Source organism: Pseudomonas macauensis (assembly GCF_047902425.1).
Classification (GTDB): domain Bacteria; phylum Pseudomonadota; class Gammaproteobacteria; order Pseudomonadales; family Pseudomonadaceae; genus Pseudomonas.
Map to the genome: position 1 here is coordinate 5,681,007 of NZ_CP138377.1, position 19,495 is coordinate 5,700,501.

The window sequence follows — 19,495 nt, forward strand, 5'->3', positions numbered from 1 at the left end:
TGCGCCAATGTTCATGCTTGCAGTACCACGCCGCTGTCGTCATACCAGCTGATGTACACCGGCTGGTCCCAGGTCGGGCGGGCCACGTGACGCTCGGCGTTGGCCATGAAGGCCTGCACGATCATGCCGGAGGCCAGCTTGATGTAGTACACCGAGTGGCCGCCCAGGTAGGCGATGTCATAGACGGTGCCCTGGGCCCAGTTGCAGCCTTCGTGCTCCAGGTTCTCGGGCTTCTGCGCGCTGACCATGACCTTTTCCGGACGCAGCGCGTAGGTGATGCGCTTGTTCTCGGCACGGGTGCTGATGCCGTGGCCGATGTAGATCGGGTTTTCCAGCTTCGGACAGGCGATCACCGCGTGGTCCTGCAGGTCTTCCACGATATCGCCGTCGAACAGGTTGACGTTGCCGATGAACTCGCAGACCAGGCGGCTGGCCGGGGTCTCGTAGATGTCCATGGGGCTGCCGATCTGCTCGATGCAACCCAGGTGCATGATGGCGATGCGCTGGGCCATAGTCATGGCCTCTTCCTGGTCGTGGGTCACCATCACGCAGGTCACGCCCACGCGCTCGATGATCTCTACCAGTTCCAGCTGCATCTGCGAACGCAGCTTCTTGTCCAGGGCGCCCATCGGCTCGTCGAGCAGCAGCAGCTTCGGACGCTTGGCCAGCGAGCGGGCCAGGGCCACGCGCTGACGCTGGCCACCGGAGAGCTGGTGCGGCTTGCGCTTGGCGTACTGGGTCATCTGCACGAGCTTGAGCATCTCGTCGACGATCTTGTCGATCTCGTCCTTGGGCAGGCCGTCCTGCTTGAGGCCGAAGGCGATGTTCTGCGCCACGCTCATGTGGGGGAACAGGGCGTAGGACTGGAACATCATGTTGATCGGCCGCTCATAGGGCGGCAGGTCGGTAATGTCCTGGCCATCGAGGAAGATGCGACCTTCAGTGGGACGCTCGAAACCAGCCAGCATACGCAGCAGGGTCGACTTGCCCGAACCCGAACCACCGAGCAGGGCGAAGATCTCACCCTTCTTGATATCCAGGGACACGCTGTCCACAGCCAACGTTTCGTCGAACTGCTTGCTGACCCGGTCGATTTTTACCAGAACCTCTTTAGGTTTCTGGTCGCCGCTGAGGGCTTTCTTGTAGGCACCGGAGGCTATTGCCATTACCACAACTCCCAAATCATAGAGGCCCGGCCCCCGCGGCCGGGCATGCTTGGATAACTACAGGCTGGCGCAGTTTACGTGCGCCAAATGGGCATTCCGAGATCGCTCCGACGCACCGTGCCCGCACGGATGGAACTCGGAAGGACCCGGGTTTACTTGCCCGACTTGATCTTGGTCCAGGAACGGGTCATTAGGCGCAGGGTCTTCGGCGGCAGCTCATGCTGCACGAAGAGTTTGTCGAGAACCTCCTGGGGGGGGTACACCTCAGGATTGTTGCGCACGGACTCATCCATGAAATCGCCAGCCTTGGGGTTCGGGTTGGCGTAACCGACGTAATCGCTGACCTTGGCGATCACTTCGGGCTTGAGCAGGTAGTTGATGAACGCATGGGCGGCCTTGGGGTTGGAGGCATCCTTCGGAATGGCGAGGATGTCGAACCACAGGTTGGCGCCTTCCTTGGGAATGGCGTAGGCGATGTTCACGCCCTTGCCGGCTTCCTTGGCGCGGTTGGCGGCCTGGAATACGTCACCGGAGAAACCGGCCGCTACGCAGATGTTGCCGTTGGCCAGGTCGGAAATGTACTTCGAGGAATGGAAGTAGGTGACGTACGGACGCACCGCCATCAGCTTCTCTTCCACCTTCTTGTAGTCGTCCGGGTTGGTACTGTTGGGGTCCAGACCCAGGTACTTGAGCACAGCCGGCATCATCTCGTCGCCCGAATCGAGGAAGGCGACGCCGCACTGGCTGAGCTTTTTCATGTTCTCGGGCTCGAACAGGACAGCCCACGAATCGATCTTGTCGACACCCAGAACGGCCTTGACCTTGTCGACGTTGTAGCCGATGCCGTTGGTGCCCCACAGGTACGGCACGCCGTACTGGTTGCCCGGGTCATTCGCCTCGAGCTGTTTCATCAGGTGCGGGTCGAGGTTCGACCAGTTCGGCAGCTGGCTCTTGTCCAGCTTCTGGAACGCGCCCGCCTTGATCTGGCGGCCGAGGAAGTGGTTGGACGGCACGACCACGTCATAGCCGGTGCGGCCGGCCAGCAGCTTGCCTTCCAGGGTCTCGTTGGAGTCGAAGACGTCGTACACCGGCTTGATACCGGTTTCCTTCTCGAAATCGGCCAGGGTGGTCTCGCCGATGTAGTCCGACCAGTTGTAGATATGGACGGTCTGCCCCGCCTGGGCCAGCGAGGCCAGGCCGAATACGGAGACTGCGGCGATCAGGGTTCTGCGGAAGGGAATGCGCACACGTGAGTCCTCTCGTTGTCTTAACTTCTTCTGTCGGTTGGCGGCGACGGCCATTCCGTGGATAGCGCCGAAGCCTTCAGGTGCGCGAGAGCGCCTCGACTTGCGCAGCCATTCCACTGATGGAAGCTACGGAGTTCCTGCCGGGAGAACGGGGGAGCGAACTCCCCCGCCACCTACCCGGTACATCGGCCGGCGTGCAAACGCGCCGGCGACTACCCGATTACTTGCCGGACTTGATGGTGGTCCAGCTGCGGGTCATTGCACGCTGGGTCTTCGCCGGCAGGTCCGGGAAGGCGTACAGCTTCTTCATCACCTCGTCGGTCGGATAGATACCCGGGTCCTTGCGGATGGCTTCGCTCACCAGCGGAGTCGCGGCGGAGTTGCCGTTCGGGTAGGAAACGGTATCGCTGATCTCGGCGATCACTTTCGGCTCGAGCAGATAGTTGATCCACTTCAGAGCGCCTTCCGGGTTCTCGGCGTCCTTCGGGATAGCCACGGTGTCGAAGAACGCACCCGCGCCTTCCTTCGGAATGTTGTAGGCGACCTTCACGCCGTTCTTGGCTTCTTCGGCGCGGGACTTGGCCTGGTAGACGTCGCCCGAGTAACCGATGGCCACGCAGATGTTGCCGTTGGCGATGTCGGAGATGTACTTCGAGGAGTGGAAGTAGGAGATGTACGGACGGATCTTCAGGAACAGCGCCTCGGCTTCCTTCAGCTCTTTCGGGTCCTGGCTATCGGACTTGTAGCCCAGGTAATGCAGAGCAGCCGGCAGCATTTCGGTCGGCGAGTCGAGGAAGCTCACGCCGCACTGCTTCAGCTTCTGGATGTTTTCCGGCTTGAACACCAGGTCCCAGGAGTCGACCGGAGCGTTGTCGCCCAGTACGGCCTTGACCTTGTCCGGGTTGTAGCCGATGCCGATGGTGCCCCACAGGTACGGAATCGCGAACTTGTTGCCCGGGTCGCTGATTTCCAGGGTCTTCATCAGGTCGGGGTTGAGGTTCTTCCAGTTCGGCAGCTTGGACTTGTCCAGCGGCTGGTAGACGCCAGCCTTGATCTGCTTGGCGAGGAAGGAGTTGGACGGAACCACGATGTCATAACCCGACTTGCCGGCCAGCAGTTTGGCTTCCAGCACTTCGTTGCTGTCGTAGACGTCGTAGACGACCTTGATCCCGCTTGCCTTGGTGAAGTTATCGGCCGTATCCGGCGCGATATAGTCCGACCAGTTGTAAACGTGCAGCACTTTGTCATCTGCCTGCGCCATACCGGCCACAGCGCCCGCCAGAGTCACAGCGAGCAGGGATTTGCCGAGGGTGTTGAACATGCGGGTAGCTCCGTTTGTTTTTTTGATGTTCCGGGTGGCGTGGTCAGTTCGACCGTCACCACCCGGTGAGCCTGGCCAACGCACAGGCGCAGTCTGTCAAAGGTCCGGTGAAAGACTCAAGACAGAACGGCTGCGGCGGTTTGATCGAGGCACTTGCGCGCCAGGGTGATCAGGTCGTCGATCTGCGATTTCTCGATCACCAGGGGTGGCGAAATAATCATAGTGTCTCCGACCGCACGCATGATCAGGCCGTTGCGGAAGCAGTGCTCGCGGCACACCATCCCCACGCCCTTCTCGAAGCGTTCACGCGTCTTCTTGTTCTTCACCAGCTCCAGTGCTGCCACCAGACCGACACCGCGCGCTTCACCCACCAGCGGGTGGTCGGCCAGCTCCTGCCAGCGTTTTTGCAAATACGGTGCCGTTTCGGCCTTCACTCGCTCGACGATCTTCTCTTCCCGCAGGATGCGGATGTTCTCCAGCGCGACAGCCGCCGCAACCGGGTGACCAGAGTAAGTGAAGCCGTGGTAGAACTCCCCACCCTCATTCAGGGTATGGACGATTTCGTCGCGAACGATCACGCCGCCCATGGGGATGTAGCCGGAGGTCAGGCCCTTGGCGATCGGCATCAGGTCCGGGGCGTTGCCGTAGTACTGGCTGCCGAACCACTCGCCGGTACGGCCGAAGCCGCAGATCACTTCGTCGGCGATGAACAGGATGTCGTACTTGGCGAGGATCTCGCGGATCTTCGGCCAGTAGGTTTCCGGCGGAACGATCACGCCGCCCGCGCCCTGGATGGGCTCGGCGATGAAAGCGGCGACCTTGTCTTCGCCCACTTCCAGAATCTTCTTCTCCAGCTGCTCGGCAGCCCAGACGCCGAACTCTTCCGGCGACATGTCGCCGCCCTCGCCGTACCAGTAGGGCTGCGGGATGTGCACGATGCCCGGAATCGGCAGGTCGCCCTGTTCGTGCAGCGCTTTCATGCCACCCAGGCTGACGCCGGCGACGGTGGAGCCGTGGTAGCCGTTCCAGCGGCCGATGACCACTTTCTTCTGCGGCTGGCCCTTGATGGTCCAGTAGTGGCGGACCATGCGCAGCACGGTGTCGTTCGACTCGGAGCCCGAACCGGTGAAGAACACGTGGTTCATGCCTTCGGGGGCGATGTCGGCGATGGCCTTGGCCAGTTCCAGCGCCGGCGGGTGGGCGGTCTGGAAGAACAGGTTGTAGTAGGGCAGTTCCTGCATCTGCTTGTAGGCGGCTTCAGCAAGTTCCTTGCGACCGTAGCCAACGTTCACGCACCACAGGCCGGCCATGCCATCGAGGATCTTGTTGCCCTCGCTGTCCCACAGGTAGATACCTTCGGCCTTGGTGATGATGCGAGCGCCCTTCTCGTTCAGCTGCTTGTAGTCGGTGAACGGAGCCAGGTGGTGTTCGCGGCTGAGCGCCTGCCAATGCTGGGTCTTGGCGCTGGTCTGGATAGTCATCTCGTAAAAACCTCTCTCTAAGTAACACAGGGCCCGGACGGGGTTCCGGGCCCCACGCCGATCAGACGGAAAGCAGGAGGAACTCGCGCTCCCAGGAGCTGATCACCCGTTTGAAGTTCTCGTGCTCGGCGCGCTTGACCGCGACGTAACCGCGAATGAACTTGTCGCCCAGGTAACTCTCCAGGGTTTTGCTGCCTTCCATGCGTTCCAGCGCCGCCTCGATGGTCAGGGGCAGACGCAGGTTACGCCGTTCATAGCCACGGCCCTTGACCTGGGCACTGGGTTTGATGCCTTCGACCATGCCGATGTAACCGCACAGCAGGCTGGCGGCCAGGGCCAGGTAGGGGTTGGCATCCGCGCCGGCCAGGCGGTTTTCCACACGACGGTTCTCCGGGTTGGAGTCCGGCACGCGCAGGCCGACGGTACGGTTTTCTTCACCCCATTCCACGTTCACCGGCGCCGAGGTATCGGGCAGGAAGCGGCGGAACGAGTTGACGTTCGGGGCAAACAGCGGCAGGGCTTCGGGAATGAATTTCTGCAGGCCACCGACATGGTGCAGGAACAGCTCGCTCATGCTGCCGTCAGCATTGGAGAAGATGTTCTTGCCGGTCTTGAGATCGACGATGCTCTGGTGCAGGTGCATGGCGCTGCCCGGCTCGCCGGTCATCGGCTTGGCCATGAAGGTCGCCGCCACGTTGTGCTTGAGCGCCGCCTCGCGCATGGTGCGCTTGAACACCACGATCTGGTCGGCAAGGTCCAGGGCATCGCCATGACGGAAGTTGATCTCCATCTGCGCGGTGCCTTCCTCATGGATCAGGGTGTCCAGATCCAGGCCCTGCAGTTCGCACCAGTCGTACATGTCTTCGAACAGCGGGTCGAATTCGTTCGCCGCGTCGATGGAGAAGGACTGGCGACCGGTCTCCTGGCGGCCGGAACGGCCCACCGGAGCCTGCAGCGGGTAATCGGGGTCGTCGCTGCGCTTGGTCAGGTAGAACTCCATCTCCGGCGCGACGATCGGCTTCCAGCCCTTGTCGGAATAGAGCTGGAGTACACGCTTGAGCACGTTGCGCGGCGACAGCTCGATGGGGTTACCCATCTTGTCGTAGGTATCGTGGATCACCATCGCGGTCGGCTCGATGGCCCACGGGACGAGGAACACGGCATTCTCGTCCGGGCGGCAGACCATATCGATGTCGGCCGGGTCCAGCAGGTCGTAATAGATGTCGTCCTCGACGTAATCACCGGTCACGGTCTGCAGGAGAACACTCTCCGGCAGGCGCATGCCCTTCTCATTGAGGAATTTTGCAGTCGGCGCGATCTTGCCCCGGGCAATCCCGGTCAGGTCGGCGATCATGCATTCCACCTCGGTGATCTTGCGTTCCTTCAGCCAGCTGCTGAGCTGGTCTAACTTGCTAGTCATAAAGACCTCAGGGGGTTGAGAGCCGGGCACCAACGCCAGGCTCAACGGTTCCCCGCCCTCTTGCTGCAGGCCTTGCCGAAGGCCTGGAAGATAGCGAGATAGTTGGGGTTCGTTTCGACCTGCCACTCCGGGTGCCACTGCACACCGACGGCAAAGTCCACACCTTCGACGGAGAAGGCTTCAACCAACCCGTCAGGCGCCAGAGCTTCTACACGAAGGCCAGGCGCCAGACGTTCAACGCCCTGGCCGTGAATGGAGTTGACCTGGAACTGCGAGGGTAGACCGATACCGGCGAAGACGCCGCCCGGCTGCACGCTCACCGCGTGCCGCAGTCCGTATTGAACCTCGAGCGGCTGGTCGGCCGGCTCGCGGTGGTCCATGAAGCCTTCGACCTGATGCACTTTCTGGTGCAGCGTGCCGCCGAAGGCCACGTTCATTTCCTGGAATCCGCGGCAGATGCCCAGCACCGGAATCCCGGCCGCGACGGCGCGGCGAATCAGCGGCAGCGTGGTGCTGTCGCGCGCGGGATCATGAAGAGTGCCGGCTTCGCTCGCGGAGCCACTATAATGATGAGGTTCGACGTTCGACGCCGAACCTGTGAACAGCAGGCCGTCGAGTGCGGCCAACATGGCTTCCTGGTCGATGGCATCGCCCAGGGAGGGAATGATCACCGGAATGCCCGAGGCCCCGGAGATCACAGCTCTGAGGTATTTGTCGCCAGTGACGTGGTAGGGTTTCGAACCGATCTGCTTCAGGCAGGCGGACACGCCGATTAGCGGCAGGCGAGACATGGGGCACCCGTGTTTGTATGTGTTATGGGCTTGAGGCCGAGCTTAGCCTTGTTCATTTTTTTACACAATAGGAATGTAAAAAATCAAACACGCCCCACTGAACAGCCCGTCAGCCAAGGCTCTCCGCTCACCCGAAGCGACCTGTAACGCCCCAAAAACGGCCTACTGCGAATGCAACGCCCTATTTTGGTGCGACATTGACAACCCTTGCCAATTCGGATTGACTCACACCTCAGCCCTCGAATGATTGAAATTTTTAACAATAAAGGTGTTGCATCATGTCGGTACCCCAGAGTGCCGTTTCGCTTGAAGAAGCGAGTGAGTTCCTGAAGGAACACCCCGAGGTCCAGTTCGTCGACCTCCTTATTGCAGATATGAACGGTGTGGTTCGCGGCAAGCGCATCGAACGCACCAGCCTGCCCAAAGTCTATGAGAAGGGCATCAACCTCCCCGCCTCTCTCTTCGCTCTCGACATCACCGGCTCCACTGTAGAAAGCACTGGCCTCGGCCTGGACATTGGCGACGCGGACCGCGTCTGCTTCCCTATCCCTGACACCCTGTCCATGGAACCCTGGCAGAAGCGCCCGACCGCGCAGTTGCTGATGACCATGCACGAGATGGAAGAGCGCCAGCCGTTCTTCGCCGACCCCCGTGAAGTGCTGCGCCAGGTGGTGCAGAGGTTCACCGACATCGGCCTGACCATCGTCGCGGCCTTCGAGCTCGAGTTCTACCTGATCGACCAGGAAAACGTGAACGGCCGTCCGCAGCCGCCGCGTTCGCCGATCTCCGGCAAGCGTCCGCAATCGGTCCAGGTCTACTCCATCGACGACCTCGACGAGTACGCCGACTGCCTGCAGGACATCATCGACGGCGCCCGCGCCCAGGGCATTCCGGCCGACGCCATCGTCAAGGAAAGCGCCCCGGCACAGTTCGAAGTCAACCTGCACCACGTTGACGACGCCCTGAAGGCCTGCGACTACGCAGTCCTGCTCAAGCGCCTGATCAAGAACGTCGCGTACGACCACGAGATGGATTCGACCTTCATGGCCAAGCCCTACCCGGGCCAGGCTGGCAACGGTCTGCACGTCCACGTCTCGCTGCTCGACAAGGACGGCAAGAACATCTTCACCAGCGAGGATCCCGAGCAGAACGCCGCGTTGCGCCACGCGATCGGCGGTGTGCTCGAGACCCTGCCGGCGTCGATGGCCTTCCTCTGCCCGAACGTCAACTCCTACCGCCGCTTCGGTTCGGCCTTCTTCGTGCCGAACGCACCGAGCTGGGGTCTGGACAACCGCACCGTCGCCCTGCGCGTTCCGACCGGCGCACCGGAAGCGGTTCGCCTGGAGCACCGTGTCGCCGGCGCCGACGCCAACCCGTACCTGCTGCTGTCCGCCGTGCTGGCGGGCATCCACCACGGCCTGACCAACCAGGTCGAGCCCGGTGCACCGATCGAAGGCAACGCCTACGAGCAGCTGGAACAGAGCCTGCCGAACAACCTGCGCGATGCACTGCGCGAGCTGGACGACAGCGATGTGATGAACAAGTACATCAGCCCCGAGTACATCGACATCTTCGTCGCGTGCAAGGAACACGAGATGCAGGAGTTCGAATATTCGATCTCCGACCTCGAGTACAACTGGTATCTGCATACCGTATAAGTGGTAACGAAACGCCGGCCCTCGCGCCGGCGTTTCTTTGTGCCTCTGGCACATCCCGGGGACTGCAACATCGCAACGGCGAGAGGGGCGCCGCGGCGACCCATACCTGCATCTCCCTTCTGCTCGCGATGCCTCCATCCGCCCACTCGGGCGTCCGTCGCGTCTGTCGTGCTTTGCTGTTGCGCCATCAGCGGCTCAGGCCGCACCCGCTGACATGTGGTCAAATCAGGGAGATCGCCAATGCCACGCCTGTACGTCTTGCTGCTGTTGCTGCTGTGCCCGTTGTCCGGATGGGCCGACCAGGTCATCCGCGTCTACAACTGGAACGACTACATCGCCCCCGAAGTGCTCAAGGACTTCGAGAAGGACACCGGCGTTCGCGTCGAATACCACACCTACAGCACCGACGAGGAACTGCTCAAGGCACTGGAGCAGGGTGAACACATCGACGTTGCGGTGCCCTCCCACAACGACCTGCCGGCACTGATTCGCAAGAAGCTGATTCGCCCCCTGGATTTCGCCAAACTCCCCAACCGTGGCCACCTGGATAGCCAACTGCTGAGCAAACTGGCCGCGGTAGACCTGAACAACCAGCATGCCGTGCCCTACCTCTGGGGCGCCGTGGGCCTGGCGATCAACGAGCCGGAAGCCGAGAAGGCCTTCGGCGGCAAACTGCCCGACAGCTGGAGCCTGCTGTTCGACCCGCAGCAGAGCCAGCGCCTGAAGAACTGCGGCATGAGCCTGCTGGACGCGCCGGACGAAGCCTTCTCGGTGCTGATGAACTACCAGGGCCGCAACTTCGCCCGCAGCGCCCCGTCGCAGATCCGCCGCGCCGGCGAAGTGCTCACCCAACTGCGCCCGAACCTGCGCTACATCGACAGTGAGCGCTACATCCAGGACCTCAACAGCGGCAAGCTGTGCGTCGCCATGGCCTGGGTCGGCGACGCGCTGAACGCCGCCAACGCCGGCCAGCCGGTGCGCTTCGTGGTGCCGCAGGAGGGCTCGGTGCTGTTCATCGACAACCTGGTGATCCCGACTTCGGCCGAACAGCCCGACCTCGCGCACAAGTTCATCGACTACCTGATGCAACCCAAGGTCGCCGCGCAGATCACCGCCGCCACGCTCTACCCCAACGGCAACAAGGACTCCGCGCAGTTCCTCGACGCCGCCCTGCGGGCCCAGCCCGGCCTCTATCCCGACCAGGAGACCAAGCGCCGCCTGTTCGCCCTGGAAACCGCGCCGGAGAAGACCGCACCGGTGATCACCGAGCTGTGGAGCAAACTCCGCGCCGGCGGCAGCTGACTTGCCGAGCGCCCCGGAGCTGGCGTCCAATAACCGCCCAGCTCCGGAGGTCGACATGCCCGCACACGCCCCCACTCGCAAGCCCCGCGCCAGCAGCCAGGCGCGCATCGCCGTGATCCTCGACGCCGCCCGCGCGCTGCTGGCCGAGAGCGGCGCGGCGAGCCTGTCGATCTACGCGGTGGCCGAGCGCGCCCAGATACCGCCCTCCTCCGTCTACCACTTCTTCCCCAGCGTGCCGGCCCTGCTCCAGGGGCTCACCAGCGATGTCCACGCCGCCTTCCGCGCCTGCCTGGAACAGCCCGTCGACCACGCCGCCCTGCGCGACTGGCGCGATCTCGCGCACCAGGTCGAGCAACGCACGCTGGCGGTGTACGCGGGCGACGCCGCGGCGCGCCAGCTGATCCTCGCCAGCCACGGCCTGGCCGAGGTCACCCAGGCCGACAGCCAGCACGACGTGCAACTGGGCGCCGCGATGCGCCAACTGTTCGAACGGCACTTCGAACTACCGCCGCTGCCGCAGGACCTTGAAGTCTTCAGCCTGGCCATCGAACTGGGCGACCGCGTCTACGCCCTTTCCGTGCAGCGTCACGGGCAGATCACCGAGCGCTTGGCCGAGGAAGGCATGCGGGTGATCGATGCCTACCTGTCGCTGTACCTGCCGCCCTGCCTGCCGAAACGTCCCGCCCCACTGCCATAAATCGATTTTTATCCGACAAACATCCGGACAGACGGGCCCAATATTTCTCAAACGCCCTTCATAAATCGATTTTTATCGGCTATAAATTCTCCCATTTAGGGAGAAGCTCGACGCGACGCCGCAACCGCCGACCTATACTGGCCCCTTGCGACTCTCGACGGCGACGCCCTCTCGAATGACATAACCCACTGCGCAGGATGGGTGGAGCGCGGAGATACTCATCGATAAGTATCCGCCTTGCGCCCATCCTTCGAAGCCCTCACCAAGGATCGCCCCATGACCACTCTGACCAGCACTCCCCGCGCCGATGGCTTCCGCATGCCGGCGGAATGGGAACCCCATACCCAGACCTGGATGGTCTGGCCCGAGCGTCCGGACAACTGGCGCCTGGGCGGCAAGCCCGCGCAAGCCGCCTTCAGCGCCGTGGCCCGCGCCATCGCCCGCTTCGAGCCGGTAACCGTCGGCGTCTCCGCCGGCCAGTACGAGAACGCCCGCGCCCAGTTGGCCGACGCGACCAACATCCGCGTGGTGGAAATCAGCAACGACGACGCCTGGGTACGCGACACCGGCCCGACCTTCGTCACCGACGACAAGGGCGAAGTGCGCGGCGTGGACTGGACCTTCAACGCCTGGGGCGGCCTGGAAGGCGGACTGTACTTCCCCTGGCACCGCGACGACCAGGTGGCGAGCAAGATCCTCGGCATCGAGTGCTGCGCCGGCTACCGCACCGAAGGCTTCGTGCTCGAAGGCGGCTCGATCCACGTGGACGGCGAAGGCACCCTGATTACCACCGAGGAATGCCTGCTCAACCACAACCGCAACCCGCACCTGAGCCGCGAAGAGATCGAAGCCAACCTGCGCGATCACCTGGCCATCGATACCGTGATCTGGCTGCCGGACGGCCTGTTCAACGACGAAACCGACGGCCATGTGGACAACTTCTGCTGCTACGTGCGCCCGGGCGAAGTCCTGCTGGCCTGGACCGACGACGTCAACGACCCGAACTACGAGCGCTGCCAGGCCGCCATGCGCGTGCTGGAAAGCGCCCGCGACGCCAAGGGTCGCCAGCTGACCGTGCACAAGATCGTCATCCCCGGCCCGATCCACGCCACCGAAGCCGAGTGCGAAGGCATCGACCTGGTGATCGGCACTCAGCCGCGCGATCCGTCGATCCGCCTGGCCGGTTCCTACGTCAACTTCCTGATCGTCAACGGCGGCATCATCGCCCCGCGCTTCAACGACCCGGCGGACGCCGAGGCCGAAGCCACCCTCAAGCGCATCTTCCCCGAGCACGAAGTGGTAATGGTGCCCGGCCGCGAGATCCTCCTGGGCGGCGGCAACATCCACTGCATCACCCAGCAGCAGCCGGCGCCGCAGAAGCGCTGATTCGCGGTCATTGAAAAGGCCGTCGCCCCGTAAGGAGCGACGGCCTTTTCATTTTGCGGAAGACCATCCCTGTAGGACCGCGGGGGATGCCCGGTCCTTGCTCGCGAACAAGCCCCGCTGCCGAGGCATTCGCGAGCAAGCTCGCTCCTACAAAAGCCGGCGAGGCTTACAGCAGCGGGATGGTGTAGCTGACGATCAGGCGGTTCTCGTCCTGGTCACGCTGGGTCGCGGTGCCCTTGCCCTCGTAAGGCAGGCCACTGCGCAGGGCAGCGTTCTTCCAGGTGAAGCCCAGGCCCTTGAAGGCGCCGTCCGGGATCACGTAGGCCAGGGAGATGTCGCGCTCCCACTCGCTCTTGTCGCCGTACTTGGTGTCGATGTTGTCGCCGTGCAGGTACAGGGTCTGGAAGGTCAGACCCGGCAGGCCGGCCTGGGCGAAGTCGTAACCGTAGCGGACCTGCCAGGTGCGCTCGCCGGCACGCAGGAACTTGCCGATCTGCACGTCGGTGATCAGGTAGGCGGTGGCGCCGTCACCGTTGTTGATGAACGGGAAGTCGCTGTCGCCGCTGAGCTGCTGGTAGCCGGCGCCGAAGCTGTGGCCGCTCAGGGTGTAGGTGAACAGGCCGCTCCAGGCGCGGTTGTCGACCTCGCCCTTGGTCACGCCGTTACCGTAGTAGCCGTTGGTGTAGAACGCCTTGTCGTGGCCGTTCTTGCCGTCGTCGCTGCTGTTGAAGTAGCGCAGGTCGGACTTCAGCACGCCCGGGCCGATCGCCCAGTTGTGCTGCAGGCCGAGGAAGTGCTGTTTGTAGAAGTCCTGCAGGTTGCCGTAGTAGTACTGCAGCGTCAGGTCCTTGGTCAGCTTGTAGTCGGCGCCGCCGTAGTAGAACTTGTTGACGAACTCGCCAGTGCGGGCGTTGTTGGCGCCGGCGATGGACAGCCCCTCGTTGTTGCTGGAGCTGCGGCCCTTCATGTGCTCCAACTGGCCGCCGATCAGGGTCAGGTCCTTGAACTCGTTGGAGGTGACCTGGCCGCCATCGAAGGTCTGCGGCAGCAGGCGGCCGTCGTTGTAGGTGACCACCGGCAGCTTCGGCAGCAGGGTGCCGTAGCGCAGCTCGGTAGCGGACACCTTCACCTTGCCGGTGGCGCCCAGGTGGGAGAAATCGTCCACCGCGCGGCCATCGCTATCGGTGGGGAATACAGTCCCGGAAAAGTTCGAGCTGGTCGGGTTGTAATGTGTGCCCTTGCCGCTGTCGAGACGAACCCCGAGCAGGCCCAGCGCATCGACGCCAACGCCCACGGTGCCTTCGGTGTAGCCGGAGGTGTAGTTGAGCAGGAAGCCCTGGCCCCACTCTTCCTGCTTGCTCGGTGCGGAGGGGCCGTTGCGGTTGTCGGTGTTGATATAGAAGTTGCGCAGGGTGAGGTTGGCCTTGCTGTCTTCGATGAACCCACCGGCGACGGCCGACTGGGCCAGGCCCGCGGCAGCGATGGCGAGCGCCAGGCTCGATTGCGTGAGAGTGCGGCTTTTCATTGGATTTTCCCCATTTATTGATCTTGGAAAACAGGCCATTCAGCGCGACAACCAGCTCCCCCGGAGCCCGACCGAACGGCAAGCAGAAGCCACGGCGCGTACGTGCGGACACGCGCGGCAACGGTTATTCAGTGGTGATGCAACGCTCCCCTAGGCAGGGGTGATGCGCAGGCAAGCAGGCGGGAAGGCAGCAGCTGAAAGGGACGGCATGGGTCTGTTCTCGTGTCTTGTTGTCGTGGCGATGCGCGGGGCATGCACCACTGGCTAGGCAATCCCCAGGCCAACCGGCCTTGCCTGCCCGACTCCCCGCCAAATCTGCCTTTCAGACTTGTCAGCGAATCTTTTCCTCCAGACCACTAAGCGGGAAACCGCCACGAACATCGCCCTTGCTGGCGGGAAACCGCCACCCCAACCGCACTTGCCAACCGTCCTCACGACAGCGCTGGGGGCAACGATAAAAGAAGCTCTATAAATCAAAAAAGAATTAATTATTACAATGTAATTTCTTTATGGAATATATGATATCACGCCCAAACCTCGCCGGACTGCACCTCTGACGAGGTACCCCGGTTGATCGAGGAGACCGACTGTGGTTTTCCAGGGGCGGAAAAAAAAGAAACCCGCCCGTGCTGCAACACGGGCGGGTTATGGGCATTGCTAGGGGATGCCCAAGAAAACGCAGAATGACGGTGCCGAGCTCTGCTGGTCCGAAAGAGCGTGCACAGCCCTGTACAGCCCGGCGGATAGTCGCCAGTCGGATTGCCGCTCGCCCCTGTGACCAGTCCGATTGCCAGGTACGAGTTCTCCTTTCGTTGTATGGCGTGCCCCGGTTACTTATGACCGACCGTAGCGCTGGTCCCGATGAAGGAGGCCGACGGCAGCAGTTGGCTGATGAAGCGGTTCCACCGGGTAATGTTGGCCGGGCCGATGAACACCACGTCCTGGGGCTGCATGGCGAAATCACGGGCCAGGGCGAAGGCCGTGGGCTTCTTCGCCTCCAGGTGGAAGACCTTCGCCGTGAGGGCGCTCTGGGAACCATTGGCGTCCGGTTGCAGGTCACCGGCGCGGATCACGTAGACGGCGTCGGCATCGGAGGTTTCCTGGCTGAGGCCCCCCGCGTTGCCCAGCACTTCCAGCAGGCTCAGGCCAGTGGTGCGATAGGTCACCACGGTCGGCTGGTGCACTTCACCCACGATGTAGACTTTCTTGCGGTCGTTGTAAGGCAGGTGGATCTGGTCGCCGTTCTTCAGGTAGACGCCGCTCAAGGCGGAGCCGCTGCGATTGAGCGCATCGACGTCGATCAGGTACTCACGTCCGTCGCGCTTGAGGGTCAGCCCCGATAGGTCCGCGTCGCCGGCCACCACGCCGGCCTTGCTCACCGCCTGCACCAGCGTCGTCGGCGTATTGTTCAGTTCCACCTGGCCGCCGTTCTGGAAGGCCCCGGACATCACGATGTGCTGGCTGGCATAGCGCAGCACGGTCACGTCCACCTGCGGGTCGACAATGCCCTTCTTGGCCAGTCGACTGGCCAGTTGTCCCCGCAGTTGGGTCGGCGTCTTGCCAGCCGCCGCCACGGTACCGGCGTAGGGGAAGAACATGTTGCCGTCGGCACCGACCACACGACCGTTGGCCTCCATCTGCTGCGTCGAGCCGGGGCTGGTCAGTTCCGGGTGGTCCCAGACAGTGACCAGCAGCACGTCCCCTGCGCCGATCACGTATTCACCCTGCTGCGGCTTGTAGTTGAGCAGCTCCGCCGGCAGCTGCTGGTTGGCACGGGCCATGTCCTGGCTTTGCAGCACCTGCGGGGTGATGGGGACGAGGGTGATGCGCATGCCTTGGTCCCGCGCCTCTTTCTCGATATCGGAGTCCGTCATGTGCTGACCGGGGGAAAATACACAGCCTTGTAGCGTCAGACTGCCGACAACAAGACCGATCACGAACAGAGTTTTCATGGCGATCATTCCTTGAAGCAGGGTGTTGGTAGGGGGGACTGCCTCAGAACGCGTTGTGGTTGACGAAGCCCTTGAAGAGGGTCAACCCAACGATCTTCAGGTCCCACCAGACGGACCAGTTCTCGATGTAGTCCAGGTCGAACTCGATGCGTTTCTGCATCTTTTCCAGGGTGTCGGTTTCACCACGCCAGCCGTTGACCTGGGCCCACCCGGTAATGCCGGGCTTGACCTTGTGTCTGAGCATGTAGTGGCTGACCTGACGGCGGTACTGCTCGTTGTGCGCGACCGCATGGGGCCGGGGCCCCACCACCGACATGTCACCGCGCAGGACGTTGAGGAACTGCGGCAGTTCATCCAGCGAGGTCCGTCGCAGGAACGCGCCAAGGCGAGTGACGCGGCAGTCGTTGCGCGAGGCCTGGATCACCTGCGCTCCGTCTTCCATGACGGTCATGCTGCGGAACTTCCACACGCGGATCGGTCGGCCATCCATCCCGTAACGGGTCTGGCGGAACAGGACCGGGCCGCGCGAGGTGAGTTTCACCGCCACGGCAATCAGCAGCATCGGCACCGACACCAGCAGCAGGATCAGCGAGGCGAGGACCACGTCCTCGATGCGCTTGAGCACTGCGTTGGGCCCGTCCATGGGGGTATCGAAGATGCTGATGGTTTCCAGGCCGTTGATGCTCTCGCTGCGCGCGTGCAGCAGGTCGAACATGAACAGGTCGGGAATCAGGTAGACCGACACGGTGGTGTCGGAAAGTTCGCGAATCAGTTCGTTGAGCAATGGCTCGCGGGACAGCGGCAGGGTCAGGTAGACCTTGTCGATCTGTCCGCTGCGCGCCGCCTCGATCAGCGCCAGGCGCCCGCCCATGACCGGCACCCGCTCTTCCAGCGCCATCTGCTGCGGGCGGTCGTCGTAGAAGCCGACCAGGCGCAGGCCCATCCAGGGGGCGTCGAGGATGGTCGAGGCCAGGTGCGCGCCGACTTCCCCGGTGCCGTAGATGGCCACGTTGCGGCTGTTGAAGCCATGCCGGCGCGCCAGGCGCAGGAGCAGGCGCAGGAGCAGTCGGTAAGCGCACATCACCAGCAGTGCACCAGCGAACCAGGCGAAGCGGCGTTCGTCGATGACGATGCCATGGCGCAGCGCCGCATCCAGCAGCAGCACGGCGAAGAACGTCAGGGACCAGTAGCTGGTGACCAGCAGCGACTCGCGCAACATGGATTCACCGCGCCAGGAGCCATACAGCCGATTCAGCTCGCCCAGCCAGTGGAACAGCATCACGCACAGCAGGACCGTCACCCAGACGCGGGCATCCGGCATACCGCTGCCGTCACTCAGGAGAATCGCCCCGGAAAGGACGATGACCAGCAGATCGAGCAAACGGTGCGCCACCGCCAGGAGGGACTGGTTCGCCCGCAGTATTCCCTTCGATCGAATGGACATGGAAAACCTCACCACACTCGGCGCTCATCCTGGCGCCACTGCCTCTCACGGCAGATGGATCACTGACGCACCGCCACGGCCAATCGGCCAGACGTTTCAGGGACGGGCATCGCGCAGCAATTGCTGCAGGTAGCGGCCATAACAGGTCTTGCCCAGGCGCTCGGCCTGCAGGGCCAAGCCCTCGGTGGAAAGCCAGCCCTGCTGGAAGGCGATTTCCTCCAGGCAGGCGACCTTCAGCCCCTGCCGCGCCTCGATGGTTTGGACGAAGTGACCGGCCTCCATCAGCGATTCGTGGGTGCCGGTGTCCAGCCAGGCGAAGCCGCGCCCCAGGAGGCTCACGCGCAACTCGCCAAGTTCGAGGTAGAGGTTGTTGATGTCGGTGATTTCCAGCTCGCCGCGCGCCGAGGGGCGAATCTGCCGGGCCATTTCAACCACCCGGTTGTCGTAGAAATACAGCCCCGTCACGGCGTAGTTGGAGCGCGGCACCCGGGGTTTTTCCTCGATGGAAAGCACGTTGCCGTCGGCGTCGAACTCCACCACGCCGAAGCGCGCGGGGTCGGCCACCTGATAGCCGAACACGGTGGCGCCGCGTTCGCGCGAGGCGGCCTCGCGCAGGGTCGCGGTGAAGCTCTGGCCGTAGAAGATGTTGTCGCCCAGCACCAGGCACACCGAATCACTGCCGATGAATTCCTCGCCGATCAGGAAGGCCTGGGCCAGGCCGTCCGGCGAGGGCTGCACTGCATAGTGCAGGTGCAGGCCGAACTGCTCGCCGTCGCCGAGCAGCGCGCGGAAGTTGGGCAGGTCGGCGGGGGTGCAGATCAGCAGGATCTCGTCGATGCCGGCGAGCATCAGCACCGACAGCGGGTAGTACACCATCGGCTTGTCGAAGATCGGCAGCAATTGCTTGGAGACCCCGAGGGTGATGGGGTGCAGGCGGGTGCCGGAGCCGCCGGCGAGAATGATGCCTTTCATGGCAATGCCTCCTTGGCGCGGTAGCCGGGAACCGGGCTACTCGAGCGGTTTGAAGCGCGGCAGATAGTCCGCGCGTTCGGCTAGAAAGGAGTCGATCAGGGTGGAGAGACGCAGGGCGGAAAGGTCCCAGGAGAAGCGCAGGACATTCTCCAACCCGGCATTGCGCAGGCTGGTGCGCAGCTTCCCATCCCGCAGCACGCGGCGCATCGCCGTAGCCAGGGCCTGGGTATCGGCGGGGTCGAAGTACAGCGCCGAGGTGCCCAGCACTTCGGGGACCGAGGCACTGCGAGCAGCGATCACCGGGCAACCGCAGGCCTGCGCCTCCAGCGGCGGTATGCCGAACCCTTCGTAGAGCGACGGGAAAACGAAGGCTGCCGCGCCGCGGTACTCCTCGATCAGCTGCTGGTCGTCGATGCGTCCCAGCCAGCGCACGCGTTCGTGTTGCCCGCTGGACTGCAAGCGGTAATCGACGAAGGCACGGGCGGCCGAGCCGACGATATGCAGGTCGACGTCCAGATCGTGCAGCAGGTCGAACGCCTCGATCATCCGTGCGAAGTTCTTGTGCGCGGCCGGCGAGGACACCGCCAGCAGATAGGGTCGCCCGCCCGAGACCACGGGACCGGGGCAGAACGCGGAGGACACCGCGTTGGCGATCACGTGGATGCGCTCGCTGGGAAAGTGGTAGTGCGAGGCGATCTCCTGGCGGGAGAACTCGCTGACGCTGACCAGCGCCAGCACCCGCCGCAGCATCAGCGGGGTCAACGTCCGGTACAGCGCGCGAAAGCGCCAGGAAAAGCTCTCGGGATGCCGCACGTAGGCGATGTCGTGGTGCGTCGCCAATTGCGGGCCATAGGCCAATGGTGCGGTATTGCACAGCGACACCAGTAGCGGCCGTCCGTTGCGCAACAGCCACAGCGGCAGGTCGACCTGCTCCCACAGGTGCCCGTGGTTGCGCCCGATGCGCTCGACGTGCAGGCGCTGGGCGACCTCCTCCCGCTGCAGCGGGCCGGGTGGCGCAACGAAATGCACGTCGCCACGCAAGCGCGCCAGCGACAGCGAGATCTGCTCGGCGAAGCGCTGCACGCCACTGATTTCCTGGGACAGGAAACGCGCGTTGATAACGATCATGGAAG

The 19,495-nt window shown here is 63.2% G+C and carries 15 protein-coding genes; 4 read left to right on the plus strand and 11 right to left on the minus strand.

Translation table 11 applies throughout. The features are described 5' to 3' along the window. Nucleotides 1-11 precede the first annotated feature (11 nt). The 6 genes from SD196_RS25975 to SD196_RS26000 form a co-directional block, all read right to left on the minus strand. On the minus strand, nucleotides 12-1,166 hold the full coding sequence (locus SD196_RS25975; RefSeq protein WP_275609186.1) for an ABC transporter ATP-binding protein: 1,155 nt from the start codon (nucleotides 1,164-1,166) through the stop codon (nucleotides 12-14). Nucleotides 1,167-1,318: 152 nt separating this feature from the next. Then, a complete protein-coding gene (locus tag SD196_RS25980) occupies nucleotides 1,319-2,407 on the minus strand; it encodes a polyamine ABC transporter substrate-binding protein (RefSeq protein WP_416311780.1) in 1,089 nt (362 codons plus the stop codon). A 226-nt stretch (nucleotides 2,408-2,633) separates the two neighbouring features. Next, nucleotides 2,634-3,734, minus strand: coding sequence for a polyamine ABC transporter substrate-binding protein (locus tag SD196_RS25985; RefSeq protein WP_370600272.1), 1,101 nt, complete (start codon nucleotides 3,732-3,734; stop codon nucleotides 2,634-2,636). 116 nt (nucleotides 3,735-3,850) lie between these two features. Further along, entirely contained in the window at nucleotides 3,851-5,215 is a 1,365-nt protein-coding gene (locus tag SD196_RS25990; protein ID WP_275609188.1) for an aspartate aminotransferase family protein, read from the minus strand. Nucleotides 5,216-5,276: 61 nt separating this feature from the next. Then, a complete protein-coding gene (locus SD196_RS25995) occupies nucleotides 5,277-6,635 on the minus strand; it encodes a glutamine synthetase family protein (RefSeq protein ID WP_275609189.1) in 1,359 nt (452 codons plus the stop codon). 41 nt (nucleotides 6,636-6,676) lie between these two features. After that, nucleotides 6,677-7,426 (minus strand): gamma-glutamyl-gamma-aminobutyrate hydrolase family protein, encoded by a 750-nt coding sequence (locus SD196_RS26000; protein ID WP_275609190.1) that lies wholly within the window; start codon nucleotides 7,424-7,426, stop codon nucleotides 6,677-6,679. A 278-nt stretch (nucleotides 7,427-7,704) separates the two neighbouring features. Between SD196_RS26000 and SD196_RS26005 the strand changes: the two genes are divergently transcribed. From SD196_RS26005 to aguA, 4 genes are all read left to right on the plus strand, one after another. Then, on the plus strand, nucleotides 7,705-9,084 hold the full coding sequence (locus SD196_RS26005) for a glutamine synthetase family protein (RefSeq protein WP_275609191.1): 1,380 nt from the start codon (nucleotides 7,705-7,707) through the stop codon (nucleotides 9,082-9,084). 240 nt (nucleotides 9,085-9,324) lie between these two features. Then, nucleotides 9,325-10,386: a polyamine ABC transporter substrate-binding protein gene (locus tag SD196_RS26010; protein WP_416310840.1), complete on the plus strand. Its 1,062-nt coding sequence runs from the start codon at nucleotides 9,325-9,327 to the stop codon at nucleotides 10,384-10,386. Between the two features lie 55 nt (nucleotides 10,387-10,441). Next, nucleotides 10,442-11,083, plus strand: coding sequence for a TetR/AcrR family transcriptional regulator (locus tag SD196_RS26015; RefSeq protein ID WP_275609193.1), 642 nt, complete (start codon nucleotides 10,442-10,444; stop codon nucleotides 11,081-11,083). Between the two features lie 276 nt (nucleotides 11,084-11,359). Further along, nucleotides 11,360-12,469, plus strand: coding sequence for an agmatine deiminase (gene aguA, locus SD196_RS26020; protein WP_416310841.1), 1,110 nt, complete (start codon nucleotides 11,360-11,362; stop codon nucleotides 12,467-12,469). Between the two features lie 166 nt (nucleotides 12,470-12,635). On the opposite strand, the gene SD196_RS26025 is transcribed toward aguA, so the two are convergent. The 5 genes from SD196_RS26025 to SD196_RS26045 form a co-directional block, all read right to left on the minus strand. Beyond that, nucleotides 12,636-13,994, minus strand: a complete 1,359-nt coding sequence (locus SD196_RS26025; RefSeq protein ID WP_331319604.1) for an OprD family porin — start codon at nucleotides 13,992-13,994, stop codon at nucleotides 12,636-12,638. A gap of 830 nt (nucleotides 13,995-14,824) precedes the next feature. Further along, nucleotides 14,825-15,946 carry a polysaccharide biosynthesis/export family protein gene (locus tag SD196_RS26030; RefSeq protein WP_275609196.1) on the minus strand — a complete coding sequence of 374 codons (1,122 nt, stop codon included), beginning with the start codon at nucleotides 15,944-15,946 and terminating at the stop codon, nucleotides 14,825-14,827. Nucleotides 15,947-15,989: 43 nt separating this feature from the next. Next, nucleotides 15,990-17,390: an undecaprenyl-phosphate glucose phosphotransferase gene (locus tag SD196_RS26035; protein ID WP_275609197.1), complete on the minus strand. Its 1,401-nt coding sequence runs from the start codon at nucleotides 17,388-17,390 to the stop codon at nucleotides 15,990-15,992. A 96-nt stretch (nucleotides 17,391-17,486) separates the two neighbouring features. Further along, nucleotides 17,487-18,362 (minus strand): glucose-1-phosphate thymidylyltransferase RfbA, encoded by an 876-nt coding sequence (gene rfbA / locus SD196_RS26040; RefSeq protein WP_331319603.1) that lies wholly within the window; start codon nucleotides 18,360-18,362, stop codon nucleotides 17,487-17,489. Between the two features lie 36 nt (nucleotides 18,363-18,398). Next, the gene (locus SD196_RS26045) at nucleotides 18,399-19,490 is read right to left on the minus strand and encodes a glycosyltransferase family 4 protein (protein ID WP_275609199.1); all 1,092 of its coding nucleotides are present in this window, start codon (nucleotides 19,488-19,490) and stop codon (nucleotides 18,399-18,401) included. Nucleotides 19,491-19,495 lie beyond the last annotated feature (5 nt).

Coding starts and splice junctions, on each gene's coding strand:
- SD196_RS25975 (WP_275609186.1), bottom strand. CDS start 1,166: ATGGCAATAGCCTCCGGTGCCTACAAGAAAGCCCTCAGCGGCGACCAG.
- SD196_RS26005 (WP_275609191.1), top strand. CDS start 7,705: ATGTCGGTACCCCAGAGTGCCGTTTCGCTTGAAGAAGCGAGTGAGTTC.
- SD196_RS26035 (WP_275609197.1), bottom strand. CDS start 17,390: ATGTCCATTCGATCGAAGGGAATACTGCGGGCGAACCAGTCCCTCCTG.
- SD196_RS25985 (WP_370600272.1), bottom strand. CDS start 3,734: ATGTTCAACACCCTCGGCAAATCCCTGCTCGCTGTGACTCTGGCGGGC.
- aguA (WP_416310841.1), top strand. CDS start 11,360: ATGACCACTCTGACCAGCACTCCCCGCGCCGATGGCTTCCGCATGCCG.
- SD196_RS26030 (WP_275609196.1), bottom strand. CDS start 15,946: ATGAAAACTCTGTTCGTGATCGGTCTTGTTGTCGGCAGTCTGACGCTA.
- SD196_RS25995 (WP_275609189.1), bottom strand. CDS start 6,635: ATGACTAGCAAGTTAGACCAGCTCAGCAGCTGGCTGAAGGAACGCAAG.
- SD196_RS25990 (WP_275609188.1), bottom strand. CDS start 5,215: ATGACTATCCAGACCAGCGCCAAGACCCAGCATTGGCAGGCGCTCAGC.
- SD196_RS26010 (WP_416310840.1), top strand. CDS start 9,325: ATGCCACGCCTGTACGTCTTGCTGCTGTTGCTGCTGTGCCCGTTGTCC.
- SD196_RS26015 (WP_275609193.1), top strand. CDS start 10,442: ATGCCCGCACACGCCCCCACTCGCAAGCCCCGCGCCAGCAGCCAGGCG.
- SD196_RS26000 (WP_275609190.1), bottom strand. CDS start 7,426: ATGTCTCGCCTGCCGCTAATCGGCGTGTCCGCCTGCCTGAAGCAGATC.
- rfbA (WP_331319603.1), bottom strand. CDS start 18,362: ATGAAAGGCATCATTCTCGCCGGCGGCTCCGGCACCCGCCTGCACCCC.
- SD196_RS26025 (WP_331319604.1), bottom strand. CDS start 13,994: ATGAAAAGCCGCACTCTCACGCAATCGAGCCTGGCGCTCGCCATCGCT.
- SD196_RS26045 (WP_275609199.1), bottom strand. CDS start 19,490: ATGATCGTTATCAACGCGCGTTTCCTGTCCCAGGAAATCAGTGGCGTG.